Source organism: Wolbachia endosymbiont of Drosophila leontia (assembly GCF_028981785.1).
In the GTDB taxonomy this organism is placed as follows: Bacteria; Pseudomonadota; Alphaproteobacteria; order Rickettsiales; family Anaplasmataceae; genus Wolbachia; species Wolbachia pipientis.
The window spans coordinates 1-14,613 of record NZ_JAPQLK010000008.1; the positions used below are offsets into that span (position 1 = coordinate 1).

General features: G+C 34.3%; 11 protein-coding genes. 8 read left to right on the top strand and 3 right to left on the bottom strand.

Annotation, left to right across the window (positions count from 1 at the left end; genetic code table 11):
* Positions 1 to 199: 199 nt before the first annotated feature.
* Positions 200 to 508, bottom strand: a complete 309-nt coding sequence (locus tag OZD63_RS00215) for a hypothetical protein (protein WP_275007769.1) — start codon at positions 506 to 508, stop codon at positions 200 to 202.
* Between the two features lie 233 nt (positions 509 to 741).
* Here OZD63_RS00215 and OZD63_RS00220 point away from each other — a divergent pair, with 233 nt between their 5' ends.
* Both OZD63_RS00220 and OZD63_RS00225 read left to right on the top strand, forming a co-directional pair.
* The gene (locus tag OZD63_RS00220) at positions 742 to 4,002 is read left to right on the top strand and encodes an isoleucine--tRNA ligase (RefSeq protein ID WP_275007771.1); all 3,261 of its coding nucleotides are present in this window, start codon (positions 742 to 744) and stop codon (positions 4,000 to 4,002) included.
* Between the two features lie 58 nt (positions 4,003 to 4,060).
* Positions 4,061 to 6,808 (top strand): hypothetical protein, encoded by a 2,748-nt coding sequence (locus OZD63_RS00225; RefSeq protein ID WP_275007773.1) that lies wholly within the window; start codon positions 4,061 to 4,063, stop codon positions 6,806 to 6,808.
* Here the strand turns inward: OZD63_RS00225 and pheT are convergent.
* Positions 6,799 to 9,138, bottom strand: a complete 2,340-nt coding sequence (gene pheT, locus OZD63_RS00230; RefSeq protein ID WP_275007775.1) for a phenylalanine--tRNA ligase subunit beta — start codon at positions 9,136 to 9,138, stop codon at positions 6,799 to 6,801. The two genes, OZD63_RS00225 and pheT, sit on opposite strands and share 10 nt — an antisense overlap.
* Before the next feature lie 120 nt (positions 9,139 to 9,258).
* Positions 9,259 to 9,546: a hypothetical protein gene (locus OZD63_RS00235; protein WP_275007777.1), complete on the bottom strand. Its 288-nt coding sequence runs from the start codon at positions 9,544 to 9,546 to the stop codon at positions 9,259 to 9,261.
* A 229-nt stretch (positions 9,547 to 9,775) separates the two neighbouring features.
* Between OZD63_RS00235 and OZD63_RS00240 the strand changes: the two genes are divergently transcribed.
* Genes OZD63_RS00240 through OZD63_RS00265 form a run of 6 tightly spaced genes read left to right on the top strand, consistent with a single transcriptional unit; the run spans position 9,776 to position 14,571 of the window.
* The gene (locus tag OZD63_RS00240; protein WP_022626288.1) at positions 9,776 to 10,501 is read left to right on the top strand and encodes a F0F1 ATP synthase subunit A; all 726 of its coding nucleotides are present in this window, start codon (positions 9,776 to 9,778) and stop codon (positions 10,499 to 10,501) included.
* A 59-nt stretch (positions 10,502 to 10,560) separates the two neighbouring features.
* Complete coding sequence (locus OZD63_RS00245; protein WP_006014985.1) at positions 10,561 to 10,788, top strand: F0F1 ATP synthase subunit C; 228 nt, start codon at positions 10,561 to 10,563, stop codon at positions 10,786 to 10,788.
* Positions 10,789 to 10,791: 3 nt separating this feature from the next.
* Entirely contained in the window at positions 10,792 to 11,271 is a 480-nt protein-coding gene (locus OZD63_RS00250) for a F0F1 ATP synthase subunit B family protein (RefSeq protein WP_182320183.1), read from the top strand.
* A gap of 8 nt (positions 11,272 to 11,279) precedes the next feature.
* Complete coding sequence (locus OZD63_RS00255) at positions 11,280 to 11,756, top strand: F0F1 ATP synthase subunit B family protein (protein ID WP_274979760.1); 477 nt, start codon at positions 11,280 to 11,282, stop codon at positions 11,754 to 11,756.
* Positions 11,757 to 11,761: 5 nt separating this feature from the next.
* On the top strand, positions 11,762 to 13,360 hold the full coding sequence (locus OZD63_RS00260; protein ID WP_275007778.1) for a glycosyltransferase family 2 protein: 1,599 nt from the start codon (positions 11,762 to 11,764) through the stop codon (positions 13,358 to 13,360).
* A complete protein-coding gene (locus tag OZD63_RS00265; RefSeq protein WP_274979401.1) occupies positions 13,342 to 14,571 on the top strand; it encodes a COX15/CtaA family protein in 1,230 nt (409 codons plus the stop codon). Before OZD63_RS00260 ends, OZD63_RS00265 begins: the two co-directional genes overlap by 19 nt.
* Positions 14,572 to 14,613: the final 42 nt, after the last annotated feature.

Here is a 14,613-nt window from a genome sequence, read left to right on the forward strand (position 1 = left end):
TCTAATAGATACAACTCTGCTAATCGATTTACTTCATAACTACAACTAATACGAACTATTAATTTCTTGTTGCCCATGAGCTCTACCATATATTATCCATCGAGACATATGGTTATTTGATCATTAGCTCTATAAATAAATTCAACTCTCCGTTCTTTTCGTAGAAGCTTTCGGGAAATAGTCTTCTCAAGTTTCAGGTTTATTGCAATATTGTTGGCGGAGTCCCTATGGCTATTAGAGATAAACCTAAATATAATAAACCTGGTTCAAACTTAACCAATGACATGCAAGCATGACCTGCTATCATCACTATCCCTCCAAGCAACACCATGTTGCGGAATCCCATCAACTTATCAGCTAAAAAACCTCCAAGTATTGGCATAGCATAACCTGTTGCAGCAAATAATGAGTAAATAGTAAAGGCCCTCTCATCAGTGAAACCTAAGTGAGAAGTCAAAAATAGGACCAAAAGTGCCCTCATTCCATAGTAAGAGAAACGTTCCCACATTTCAACAAAGCACAACATTTTTAAAAATTGTGGAAACTTATCTGTCTTCTGATCCGTAAAATACCCCTAAAGCTTGGGTTAATGTTAAGTAAAACAATAAAAACTGCAAGTAAAACTTAAAAAAAGGTATTGGAAGCTCGGCAGAATAGTTTGTTGGGGTGTGAGCTACGGAAATATTTTTGAATTTGTAATTTTTCAGAAAGCCCTATATTCTTTAGTTTTACATAGCGAACATGAAGTCAAAGCATTATCCTGATACAGTAAGTAGTCCTGATTTTTCATCGTTAGAAAAGGAAATCATAAAATTTTGGCAGGAAAACAAAGTTTTTGAGCGGTCAGTTGAAGAACGTTCCAAGGATAATTGTTTTGTCTTTTACGATGGGCCTCCGTTTGCAAATGGACTTCCGCATTATGGACATTTACTCACTGGTTTCATCAAAGACGCATTTGCAAGATATCAAACTATGCTTCAAAAAAGGGTTGAACGTAGATTTGGCTGGGATTGCCATGGATTGCCGGCTGAGATGGGTGCAGAAAAAGAACTTGGAATATCTGGTAGAGCTGAGATAGAGAAGTTTGGTATAGATAAATTTAACGATCATTGCCGTACTTCTGTGATGAAATTTTCATCAGAGTGGGAGAAGTATGTAAATAGGCAAGCAAGGTGGGTAGACTTTCACAATGACTATAAGACTATGGATAAATCATTCATGGAGTCGGTCATGTGGGCATTCAAGCAGCTTTATGATAAGGGTCTGGTGTATGAATCAGTGCGCGTTGTACCATATAGCTGGGCATGCGAAACTCCATTATCTAATTTCGAAACAAGGCTTGATAACGCGTATAGAGAAAAAGTTAGCAAAGCTGTAACTGTTGCATTTGAGCTTTTAGAAAACCCACAGCAATTTAAAAGTGTTAAACGAAAGTGTAAATTACTTGCTTGGACTACAACTCCTTGGACGTTGCCGAGCAACTTGGCTTTAGCAATAGGAAAAGATATTAAGTATTGTGCAGTGTCAGTCCACCCTTTGATGTCATTCCAGCGCGTGACGCTGGAATCTATTTCTGGATCCCAGTGTCTGGGCACTGGGATGACAGGGAGTAGTGAAGGAAGTTCAATGAATGGTGAAATATACATTTTTGCTGAAAGCTACTTAGAGAAATTTATCAGCCACTCTGAACAAAACAATATTCCATATGAAAACTGCAATATGAAACTTAAAGCGAATGATCTTGCAGGTCTTTCTTACAAACCACTGTTTGACTATTTTAAAGACACAAAAAATGCATTTCGCGTTTTTATTGCTGATTATGTGACGGAAGAAGATGGTACTGGCGTTGTGCACACTGCTCCTGGATTTGGTGAGGAAGATTTTTACCTTTGCCAAAGCCATGATATTCCAGTTATTTGTCCAATTGATAACAGTGGAAAATTTACTGCTGAAATTTCAGATTTGGCAGGGGTTCATGTTTTTGATACCAATGATACAGTAATAAAAAAATTAAAAGAGCAAGGGAATTGGTTTAAAACTGAACAATATATTCACAATTATCCACACTGCTGGAGAACTGACACTCCTTTGATCTATCGCACTATGCCTTCTTGGTATGTTGCTGTTACAAAATTCAAAAGCAGAATGGTAGAGCTAAATAAGAGAGTTAATTGGATACCAAACCACATTAGAGATGGTCAATTTGGAAAATGGCTTGAAGGGGCACACGACTGGTCAATCTCACGCAATCGATTCTGGGGTACGCCAATCCCTGTATGGAAATCAGACGATGCGAGATATCCAAGAGTAGATGTATATGGTTCAATAGAAGAACTGGAGAGAGATTTTAATGTTAAAATAGACGACTTGCACAGACCATTTATCGATACTTTAACAAGACCAAATCCTGATGATCCAACAGGAAAATCAGTTATGCGCCGTGTACCTGACGTGTTTGACTGCTGGTTTGAATCTGGCTCGATGCCATTTGCGCAAGTCCACTATCCGTTTGAAAATAGGGAGTGGTTTGAATCTGCGGATTTTATCACTGAATACATAGCGCAAACCAGGGGGTGGTTTTATACGCTCTTTGTATTGTCCACTGCTTTGTTTGATAGGGAACCATTTAAGAACTGCATATGCCACGGTGTTGTTTTGGATGTAAAAGGGCAAAAATTGTCCAAACGTTTGAATAACTATGCAGATCCAATGGAGGTTTTTGATAGATACGGTTCTGATGCACTGCGTTTTCTTATGCTTTCTGGATCTATTGTTTGTGGTGGTAATTTGCTACTCGACAAAGAAGGAAACTCAATACGAGATGTTCTAAAAAATGTAATAAAACCTATTTGGAATAGTTATCACTTTTTTACTATGTATGCAAATGCAGATGGAATTAAAGCTGAAGTTTGTAAGGACCATAGAAGCACTATTGATCGCTACATGATTTCCAAATGTTTTGAAGCTGTAGAAAGTATCCAAGCTTCTATGAACAACTATAATTCCCAAGAGGCTTGCAAAGTTCTGATGGATTTTTTTGAAGTGCTAAATAATTGGTATATTCGTCGCAGTCGCGAGCGTTTTTGGAAAAGTGACTTGGATCAAGATAAAACCGACGCTTATAATGTCCTATACACGGTTTTTTATTACATACTAAGAGCTGCAGCTCCTTTGTTGCCACTTATAACAGAGAATATATGGCAAGGGCTTAAGTATGAAGAAACATCTGTTCATTTGGCTGATTTTCCACAATTAGAGAAGTTTGATAGTCAGCTCATTGCCAAGATGGATTTGGTGAGAGAGATATGCAACTCTGCACTCTCTATTAGAAACACTGTTAACATACGTATCAGACAGCCACTTGGCAGTATGATCATTTATCATCAGTCTTCCTGCGGTTTTCTTGAAGATGAATATCAAGAGATGATAAAAGATGAGGTAAATGTAAAAAAGCTAGAGTTAGTGAACAAACTTGAAGATATTGCATCACTTGAGCTAAAACTAAACTTTCCTATGCTTGGAAAGAGAATTCCAGACAAGATCAAGAAACTAGTTCAATATGCCAAGGAAGGGAAGTGGAGGCAAGTTGATAATGAACAAATATTTTTAGGAGACGAATCAGAAAATTACATTATAGAAAAAGGCGAATATGAGCTATCATTAAAAGCAAACAGTGAATTTTCTTCTGCATTTGATAACAACAAAGGAGTTGTTGTTCTAAACGCTGCCTTAAACGATGAACTGATTTTAGAAGGGCTTGCAAGAGATGTTGTGAGGTTCATTCAGGAAACTAGAAAACAAGCTGATTTTCATATGTCCGATAGAATCAGAGTAATAATCAAAACAGAAGATGGGAAAATTAAGGAAGCAATAAATACGTGGGTTGAATATATAAAAGAGCAGACCCTTGCCTTATCTTTGGACATTAATACAGAAATTGGAACTAACTTTTATTTTAAGGAGTACCAAAATTTGATAGTTGGTATTAGGTTAAATTATTAGTAGTTGAAAGTTGTCATTGTTTATGCTATACTTAGGTTACTTGAGGCAAGGTTATGGTATGCATGCTGTTGTAGATTGTAAGAAAGTTGTTGACTTAAATAACAATAGTGATGATTTAGGTAAAGTAGAATCTATTTCCAATGTTACTTTGGAAGAGGAAGAGTCTTTTGATGCTATGGAAGCTGTTTCTAATGTAGAAGAAGGGAATGATTTAGGTCTTGCTACTTCAGGAGAGGAAGAAGAATTTTTTGATGCTGTGGAAGAACAAGAGCCGTTAGCTAATTTTAACGTTCCACTCAGTATATTTCATTATAAAGATTATAACTCTGATTTTTTTACTTCTTGGTATAATATATCAAGTAGAATATTTAAAGAGGTAAATCGAGCTTGCCCGGAGAAGAAAGTATTAAATTTAGCTCTATCAGTTTTAATGTTTCCTTATATAGTTTTCACTGCGTTAGGATTAGCCGTATATAATAAATTAAAAACAAATGATAAGACACAAATCAGTTCAGAGGAGAATAAAACAAAAAAAAGTGAAGTAAGTGAAAGTACAGCAAAAAGATTGGCATATGGTGTTCTTGCTGCAATAGTGACTCTTGTTAATATCGCTGTGCTTGCAGCATTACTTATTCCTGCAACACTCGCTTTGGCTACTTTTTATCTTTTAAATAAAAAATTATCTCATTTTTTGATTGCTGCTATTAAAATAAGTAATGGGTTATGTCAAAATGAACACCAAAATATTGAGGTGTCTTTTCATGAGATAGAGGCTATTGAAGCAGACATTAAGTGGAATATGGAAGTTAAGTCTCCACCGCAATTTAAACAACTACTTAGAGATTTATACGAAGATAAAGACGGTAGTTGGTTTAATGTTGCACGTGATTCAGAACATAATACCATACTGAAATTATCAGCTAATATCCACTTAAAAAATGGTCTTAAGCCTTTACGTAATGAGATCAAGAATGTGCTTGCAACTTCTATTCAAGAATTTGCGAAGACTATGGAAGAACTGATAAAGCTAGAAAAGAAAGAGATTACATATGATAAATTGAAGGAATTGTTGGACGAATTCAGGTTAAAGGTGGTAAGTAGCATAGATTTTAAGTTGACAACTCACTTAATATACAACGCCTATCAAGTTGCCTTTATACAAGCAGTTAGGTTTCAGCTGGATAGACGGAAAGAAGGTTTTTCACTGGAAGATGAGATAAAAAATTCTTTAGTGAGACAGGAATTAGAGAGTCAAGGTAAGGAATTACCAGGTGAGAAAGAAGTGATAATAAGAGATCTGAAAAAAGCAGGAGCAAAAGTACCGGATGTTTTAGATGATAGTGAGCTTCCTATATTTAAAGCAGAATGGAAGCGGCTTAAAGAAGAAGGGAAGATAGCTAAGAGAACAATTATTGATGTTTATAAATATATACATAGTAGAGAAATAGAGACAGCTCTAGGTAATGCTAAAGAAGAGATTAATCTTTTAAAAAAAGAAGGACAAAAAAGATATATTAGGATACATGAAAAATTGAAAGAAATATATGGAGATGTAAAAAAGAATAATTTAGCAGGTGATGTTTTAAGAAGAAGGTTAGAAGGTCTTTTTAAGTTCGAGTATGATGATCAAGAAGTTGAGCAAAGGCTAGTAAAATCAGTAATGAAAAAAGCCAAGGGTGAGTTAGGCCTATTAGGCATGCTCAGCTTAATAGACCAGTTTCGGGATTTAGAAAAGGAGATAAAAGGTTCTTTGAGTGAGAATTTAAAAGAAGCTTCAGATAAAGTAAATGCTTTTGTAGCAAAGATATATTTAGAAATAACGAAATGCAAAAAACAAAATGTACTCAAAGGCCAAGCAAAGGGTATAGAGGATTCATGTAAGCTGTTAGAGGAAAAGGAGCCGGATTTAGTACAGAGGATTAATGCGCACCGAGCGGAAATTGCAGAATGCTTAGAGCAACCTATATCGTTAAGGAAAGTAATAGAAGAAAATGAGGATTTAAACAAATATTTAGAAGGTGAGCGAAATAGGAAAGGAGAACAGCATCCAAGTACAAAATTAATAGAGAAGCATTTGAAAAATAACCAAGAAATTCTCAAAGCATTAAAACAGCTAGAATTAGAAGAAAAAGGATTGTTGATAAATGAAGAAACAAAAAATGATTATATGGAAGAACTAGAATCTCGCGAAAAAATAAAGTTTGCAATAATAGAGGATGATTTACTGAAGGAGTTTGAGCGTGAAACTTTTAACGAAGAAGCAGTTAAGAGGTTGTTAGAGGAAGCGGAACTTGAATACTATTTGGCAGAAAAATGCATAAAAAGCCCTGTGATAAAAACAAAAAATAATATCAAGCACTTTTATCAAGGTTTATTGTCCCCTTTGATAGATAATTTGACAAAAGATATAATAAATAATATACCAGGAAGTAGTGAAGGTTGTATACAGAAAGTTAAGCACTGGAGTAAAGTTATGTTTGGTGCAATAAAGATTGGAGCATCAAATGCTTATAAAGAGACTACAGAGAGAAAAGCGTTAAATGTGGCACATAATACTTATAAAGAAGGAGAGACATTTCTTCAATGTTTTCAGTCAAATTATGAAGGTATTGGAGCCTTTTTAGGTAATTTATTTTCTGATGATGGGGTAACATTTAAAAATGGTGTGTGGCCTAAAATAGAAGAGCATTTGCATGGAATGCGGGATAGATTTTTCAAGGATATTGAATTCAATATTGGAAATAAATTGGATGAAGTAAGTGTGACACAGCAACGGCAGGAAACCATGATTGTGACTCAACGATAAGTTCTCAAAGTTCCTCCGGTATTTTCACATACTAAATTAACTATAGCACTTGATTCTTTTTGGATCTCTTTTTCAGTTAAAGTGTGAGTTGGAGAGCAGAAAGTAACTGACAATGCTATAGACATCCTATTCGATTCTATATTATTTCCATGGTATACGTCAAATACTAAAACTTCTGTGATGAGCTCTGAGCTTTTTTTTACCACATTGATTATGTTACCTACTTTCACATCCTTATTTACAATAAATGCAAAATCACGTTTTACACTTTGGTATTTATAATCGATAAATTTCTTTCTACTTACAGGTAAATTTTCAATATTTTCTAATATCACCTCAAAACCTACAACTTTTTGCTTGATATCAAAAAGATCCAATATATTAGGATGCAACTTTCCAAAATAACCTGCTACTTTATTCTTAAAAGAGAGAGTACCTGACTTTCCTGGGTGATAATGTTCTTTTTCTGCTCTCTCTATCGCTAAATTATCACAATTGACGTTAAAAAACTCCAAAGCTGCTATGCAATCAGCCTTTGCGTCAAAAACATCTACTTTTCTATCAGTATTATAATGGTTTCGCGGTAAATTATTTCCTGTTCTTATCCCACTTAAAACATGTTTAGACCGAGCTTCACCATCGTAAATCGGCCCAATTTCGAAGATTGCAAGATCAGATATTCCATGGGCAATATTATCAGCAGTAACTTGCAATAAATTTGGCATAATACTTGGTCTCATTATATTAAAGCTATTGTTAAACGGATTATCGATGATAAATAACTTATTCGAGTAACCAAATTTTTCAGCTGTTGATTCACTCATAAACGACCAGGTTAGCACTTCATGAAACCCTCTGTTTGTCATCAAAATACGCAAATTGTCGTATGTACTATCTACTTCTTCAACATTATTTGGTAGTGGTTCTTCTTTTATTTTGTCATAGCCGTATATCCTTGTTACTTCTTCGATTAGGTCAGCCGGTATTGTCACGTCCGGTCTCCAGCTTGGTACTTGTACATTCCAATTGCCTTCGGTTTTTTTATCAATACTAAACCCTAGTTTCGTTAAGATATCAAGCACCTCATCAGGCGATACAGACACACTTCCAAACTTGTTCACATCCTGATAATCAAAGCTCACCTTGGTGTCAGCACTATCTAAACTGCCAGCAGACACTACGCTTGAGGTTTCTCCACCACATAAGTCCAGAATCATTTTAGCTGCAAGGTTGAGTCCATCAAAAGTAAATCCAGGATCAACTGAACGTGCAAATCTGTAACTAGCGTCTGTGGAGATGCCGAGCTGCCTTGAAGATTTAGTAATAGAGATGGGATCGAACCAAGCAGACTCTAAAAAGATATCAGTAGTTTCAAGAGTACATTCACTGCACTTACCACCTATAATTCCAGCAATTCCATGAATATTTTTATCACCTGCAATAACGCTTATGTCTTTGTTTAATAAGTATTCTTTACCGTTCAAACCAGCAAATTTTTCTCCTTCGTTTGCTTTGCGTACTGTGAGCTCTCCTTCTATTTTTTTTGCATCATACGCGTGCATTGGGCGGCTGAAAGATATCATAATATAGTTCGTGATATCAACTATTGCAGAAATGGAGCGCATTCCTATCGATTCCAGCCTATCTTTTAACCATTTTGGGCTTTCTTGATTTTTTACATTGGCGATGTATATTCCACTAATAAAACTTTCCCCGTCAGTAACTTCAACATCGATTGGTGAATTTATGGAGCTGGTAAGTTGTGGAATGCTTAAAGTCTTTAATGTCCCAATTCCAGTTGCAGCAAGGTCGCGAGCTATTCCATAAATGCCTAAGCAATCTCCACGGTTTGGAGTAACATTTATATCAATTACAGGGTCACAATTGAAAAATTTATCTCCTACTTTATAATCATCGGAAAGCTCGATTATTCCTTCACTTTCCTCTTGAACCAGCGCAAGTTCAGAAGCAGAGCAGAGCATCCCTTCACTTAGCATTCCTCGTATTTTTGTGGACTTAATTGTGAGATCACTTTCTGGCAACGTGCTACCAAGAGATGCAAGTACAGTTTTCATACCTTCTCTAACATTGTTTGCTCCACAGACTATTTGTAGAATTTTACTTCCATCATTTACTTTACATAATTTTAATTTATCAGCATTTGGATGAGGTACGACTTCTAATACCTCTGCAACAATAAACCCAGTCAATCTGGAATTATCGATCACATCTTCTACTTCTAACCCTATGTGAGTTAATTTATCGGTAATTTCTTCTAAACTAGCATTGGTTTCTAAGTGTTCTAATAACCAAGATAATGTGAATTTCATGGACCTAAAAAGAAGTGAAAAAGTTATTGTAATGTAAAATGTAGTGATTTTAAAGCTTATTGTAGTGGAATGAAAAGTGACTTCTGTATCACAAGCAATGATGCAGAAGTTTTTGTAACTTTATATCTTCTTGTAAAGAGAATTTATCTTCTTTATGTCACCTTTTAAATCTATCTCCGTAAAGGATTTAAGATTCATATTGTGGGTATCTGCATGGAAGCTATGAATGTAGCCATCTATAGTTAAGTCTCCTATCATATTATGGCTTTCATCTAGTATTTCGCTTCCTATTTGATAATGGCCAGTATATTCGTTAAAGGAACCATCTGTCAATTTGATGTATCCGTTACCAAATTTCTGCTCTAAATTTAAAGGATGATTAGCGTTAATAAAATCTATTTCGTTCATTATATACCTCACTAAAAATTAAATTATAATTAAAATAAGATGTTAAGTTAAATAATTTAATAAGATTAGTAAATTTTAAAATACAGAGCTGACTGTAATTAACACTCTAATTACATATTTTGTTAATGTATCAATGTTATAATAACACAGAGCCTTATCTTAACCCTTGACTTTGTCCTATAAAATTCATACTTTATTTACTGTTATGGTTCAAGTACATAGGGTCAAAATGGCGTTAAATCCGCTAGAGCAATTTAAAGTATATACAATAATAGAGTTACCTAGGTTATTTGGGTATGACGTAAGCTTTACCAATTCATCTTTTTTCACGATGATTTCGGTGATATTGATGATACTCTTTTTGCTTTTTGGAATAAAGAAGGGGTCAGTAATACCAGGGTATTTGCAAGCTGCAGTTGAGTATGTATATGATTTTGTTATTTCAATAATAGAAAATAACACTGGAAGCAAAGGCTTGCAGCACATTCCATTGATATTCACAGTATTTATTTTCATTTTATCGTGTAATTTAGTTGGTGTTCTTCCTTATAGTTTCACGGTCACAAGTCATGTGATAGTCACCTTCGCTTTATCGATGGTGGTTTTTATTTATATAACGATTGTTGGATTTAAAGAAAGGGGAGTAGAATTTTTACGCATATTGCTACCAAAAGGAACTCCTTCGTGGCTTGCACCTATAATAATTATTATTAAGTTGTTTGCTTATTTAGTAAGGCCGGTTAGCCTATCAATAAGGCTTGCAGCAAATATGATTGCTGGTCATACAATCATCAAAGTGATAGCAGGGTTTATTGTAAATATGAACATATTTTTCACTCCTGCGCCGTTTTTGTTCATAATTGCATTGATAGGATTTGAAGTATTTGTTGCAATTTTACAAGCTTATATATTTACTATATTAACATGTGTATATTTGTCAGACGCAGTAAAGTAATTGACTTCCTTGTAGAATATTTTACAATTATATCATAAAGAAATAATTAAAGGTAATATATGGATTTAGTAGCTTTAAAGTTTATAGCAATTGGTTTAGCTGTGTTTGGAATGCTCGGTGCTGGTTTAGGTATAGCTAATATCTTCTCTGCTATGTTAAATGGGATTGCGAGAAACCCTGAATCAGAAGGTAAAATGAAAAGTTATGTTTATATTGGTGCTGCCATGGTTGAAATCATGGGATTGCTTGCGTTTGTACTTGCAATGTTATTAATATTTGCTGCTTAACAGATGCCACAGCTTGATGTTTCAACCTTCTTTTCTCAAGTTTTTTGGTTTTTAATTTTTTTCTCTTCACTTTTTTTCGTAGTAAGTTGTTTATTTTTGCCAAAGTTAGATGAAATAATAAGCACTAGAAGTAAGGAAGTATTGGATTCTTTTAATAGTTCTGTTCATCTTTTAAGACTCACGGAAGATCAGGTTGCCAAGTATAATGCCGCTTTAAACCAAGCTAGAATACAGGCAAAAAAAATCATAGATGATGCACTTGCTCAGGTAGAAGAAATGAGAGCTAATGTTAAGAATATATTAGAAGAGGAAGACAAAAAAAAGAGCAAGCTTATTGAAAAAAAAGTGGCAGAATTTAAATCTGAATATACTGATCAGTTAAAACAAATGGCTACTAGTATTGCTTTAATTTATTATACTAAATTGATTAATTCTGAAATTGAAGAGGAATTTATTGCTGACTTGGTGTCTAAAGAATTTTAGGGGTTTTTATGTCTACATCACTGATTATCGGTCTTGCCTTCTTGGTAAGTTTTGTCCTTTCGTATAAATTGCTGAAGAAAGTGGTAAAAAATGCGCTTAACAATAAGCGTAACAAAAGCAAATTTTCAAGTGAAGAAACTGAAAAATTCAGGAAAGATATGTTGGAGTATTACAAAAAATCTTCTAAAAAATACAAAGAATTAGATGCAGAAGTTAATAAAATGATGAATGAAGCACTTGATAAAGCTAATAGTATCATTAAGCACAATAGACAGCAGCTAGATCAGACATTAGATGACAATGCCCATTCTAACTTGAAGAAAGTCACTGACCAAGTTGAAAAAGCTCTTGGAGATTTACAGGCTAACACAGCGAGTATAGCTGCTGATGCTGTAAAAAAAATAATGCATGAACGTAAAGATGATAAGCGTAGTAGTGAGGTCATATCTTCATTTTCACGTGACTTAAATAAAAAATTGCATTAGGTTTAATGCCTATACTTCAAGCTGATAATGTAGAAAAAATTAAGTTTGATTCTAGTTTGTGCAAAGAGCAAGAGAAACTTTTTTACTATAAATTTAATATAATTCCTTGGCAAAAATTAAATGATACTACTTTTTTTATGGTTGAAGACACAAGTCTAGATATCACCCGTTGGGTCGAAACTCATTACGGTATTGACTATGTATTAATAAAAGTGGATAGCGAACAGATTTTAAATCTTCTTAACTCGCACTTTGGTATTTCAGAATTTGCAAGCAACTACTTATATTACAAGAATCCTAATTTTTCAGCCAAAAGCATTAAACTAAGCTCAATATTTTTTGCTTCTTTCTTTATTGTAACTTCAATTTTAACACTAACAGAGAAATATACATATTTTGCTTTGATGTTGATATTTATAATCGGATGTTCTAGTTATTTATTCAAGTTTATAGCTACAATTTTTAACTTATGTGAAACCTCCAACCAAAAAGTGGATTATAGTAAGCTGAATGAAGAAGATTTTCCTATATATACTATTTTATTGCCTGCTTTTAAAGAAAGTGCAGTGATAGAGCAATTGGTTGAAAGCATTGAAAGTTTGGATTATCCAAAATCAAAATTAGATGTGAAGCTTCAGGTAGAAAGTGATGACCAAGAAACGCTAGCAGCTATAGAAAAGTACACTTTACCGCAGTATTTTGAAGTAATAAAGGTGCCTCATTCTTTGCCTAGAACAAAAGCCAAGTCATGCAATTATGCTATGAGCTTTGCTAGGGGAAAGTATGCAGTAATATATGATGCGGACGATAAACCAGACCCATTGCAGTTAAAAAAAGCACTGATTGAATTTAATAAGGGCAACGATAAGTTAGCCTGTGTACAGGCAAAATTAAATTACTATAATTGTGATTATAATTTTCTCACAAAATCCTTTTCTCTGGAGTATATGAACTGGTTTCAATACTTGTTGCCTAGATTCCAAAAAATGAACATGCTGATGCCTTTGGGTGGTAGCAGTAATCATTTTTCAGTAAAAATTCTAAAAAAAGTGTTTTTCTGGGATGCTTACAGTGTTACCGAAGATGCTGACCTCGGTTTGAGACTTGCGCAAATGGGATATAAAACCAGGATGATTGACTCAGAAACATTGGAAGAGTCACCAATTGCTGTATTTGCTTGGATTAAGCAAAGAGCGCGCTGGATCAAAGGCTATATGCAAACTTATATTGTTCATTTAAAAAATATAAAGTCACTTTATAAACACACTGGATTTAAGGGAATTTTGCTATTGAATCTTTTTGTTGGCTCTGCAGCTTTTATATTTTTTACTACTCCATTTTTACTACTTTCATTGATACTAACTAAAGTTTTAAATGGATTATTTTTGTACTACTTTGTAGTGGTATACGTTACTAACCTGATTCTTTTGGTAATAGCTGTCAAACAGCAAAAGATGCCTTTTTATTTTTATATAGTATCGATATTTTTTCCGGTCTATAGTCTGCTACATAGTGTTGCAGCTTTTCTTGCCTTGTGGGAGTTTATTCTTTACCCTGAGCAATGGAACAAAACTAAACATGGTTTATGGAAGCAAAACCTGTAGCCATTTGGCTTTTTCTCTGCTCGGTCATGGTAATTCTTATGGTAGGAATTGGTGGATTTACCAGACTTTCAAAAGCAGGATTGTCAATCACAGAGTGGAAACCCATCACTGGAACATTGCCACCACTGAGTGGACAAGATTGGCTACAAGAAAAATTAAAATACGAAGCTACACCTGAATATAAAGCACTTAACTATGGTATTAGTATGGAGGAGTTTCGCGCTATATACTTAATAGAATATATACACAGATTGGTTGCAAGACTAACAGGTTTAGTTTTTGTCCTGCCATTTATATATTTTACATTAAGAAGAAAAATATCTAAAAAGGTAGTAATAAAGCTGTTTGTGGCATTATTATTTGGAGCTTTACAAGCTTTTGCTGGTTGGTATATGGTTAAAAGTGGTTTAGTAACTGAACCTCATGTTAGCCACTATAGGCTTGCACTTCACTTATTATTAGCATTAATTATCTTTGCATTATTGTCATATCAATTTTTTGATTACCAAATATGGATCCCAGTGTTACGTACACAACTATACGAACATTGCAGTATAAGAGTAATTTTCACCAAGAAAGATGTCATCCCAGTGCCCAGACACTGGGATCCAGAAAACTTAACTTTAAATAAGTGGCTGCATAGTAAAAGCTGGATTCCAGTGTCAGCTACTTTCATGACACCATTTGCTGTGCAATTTATTTTCAAAAGTAAGCGTTCGTACGGTTGTGTGTCAGCTACTCGGATGACAGGATTTCAATCTACTAACAGTAGTATATATTACACAATACTTATTCTGATTCTAATTGTAATACAAATAATTTTCGGTGCGTTTGTTGCGGGATTAAATGCTGGTTTGATTTACAATACCTTTCCACTAATGGACGGACAAATCGTTCCAGAAGATTTATTTTTCTTACACCCTATATGGCTGAATATCTTTGAGAACAGAGCGACAGTGCAATTTATACATCGAGCACTGGCATTGCTAATACTAACTTTGGTAGTAATACTCACAGTAAAAAATGCTAGCGTAAAACCGGTATATATTATGCTGCTCTCCATCATCATTCAGATAATTTTAGGAGTGGTTACTCTTTTGTTACACATACCAATAGCCATTGCCATAGCTCATCAAGTGTTTTCATTTATCTTGTTTGGGTCAAGTTTGTACTTCTTATGTTATTTAAGAACCTGTTTAAAATCTTCGTAATAGGAGAGAAATGAAGGAAAGGACAATCATTTGCAAGCTGGT

Bases quoted from the DNA above. Each gene is read 5' to 3' on its own strand.
- OZD63_RS00255 (WP_274979760.1), top strand. From the start codon at position 11,280: ATGTCTACATCACTGATTATCGGTCTTGCCTTCTTGGTAAGTTTTGTC.
- OZD63_RS00265 (WP_274979401.1), top strand. From the start codon at position 13,342: ATGGAAGCAAAACCTGTAGCCATTTGGCTTTTTCTCTGCTCGGTCATG.
- OZD63_RS00260 (WP_275007778.1), top strand. From the start codon at position 11,762: ATGCCTATACTTCAAGCTGATAATGTAGAAAAAATTAAGTTTGATTCT.
- pheT (WP_275007775.1), bottom strand. From the start codon at position 9,138: ATGAAATTCACATTATCTTGGTTATTAGAACACTTAGAAACCAATGCT.
- OZD63_RS00220 (WP_275007771.1), top strand. From the start codon at position 742: ATGAAGTCAAAGCATTATCCTGATACAGTAAGTAGTCCTGATTTTTCA.
- OZD63_RS00235 (WP_275007777.1), bottom strand. From the start codon at position 9,546: ATGAACGAAATAGATTTTATTAACGCTAATCATCCTTTAAATTTAGAG.
- OZD63_RS00250 (WP_182320183.1), top strand. From the start codon at position 10,792: ATGCCACAGCTTGATGTTTCAACCTTCTTTTCTCAAGTTTTTTGGTTT.
- OZD63_RS00215 (WP_275007769.1), bottom strand. From the start codon at position 508: ATGTGGGAACGTTTCTCTTACTATGGAATGAGGGCACTTTTGGTCCTA.
- OZD63_RS00245 (WP_006014985.1), top strand. From the start codon at position 10,561: ATGGATTTAGTAGCTTTAAAGTTTATAGCAATTGGTTTAGCTGTGTTT.
- OZD63_RS00240 (WP_022626288.1), top strand. From the start codon at position 9,776: ATGGCGTTAAATCCGCTAGAGCAATTTAAAGTATATACAATAATAGAG.
- OZD63_RS00225 (WP_275007773.1), top strand. From the start codon at position 4,061: ATGCATGCTGTTGTAGATTGTAAGAAAGTTGTTGACTTAAATAACAAT.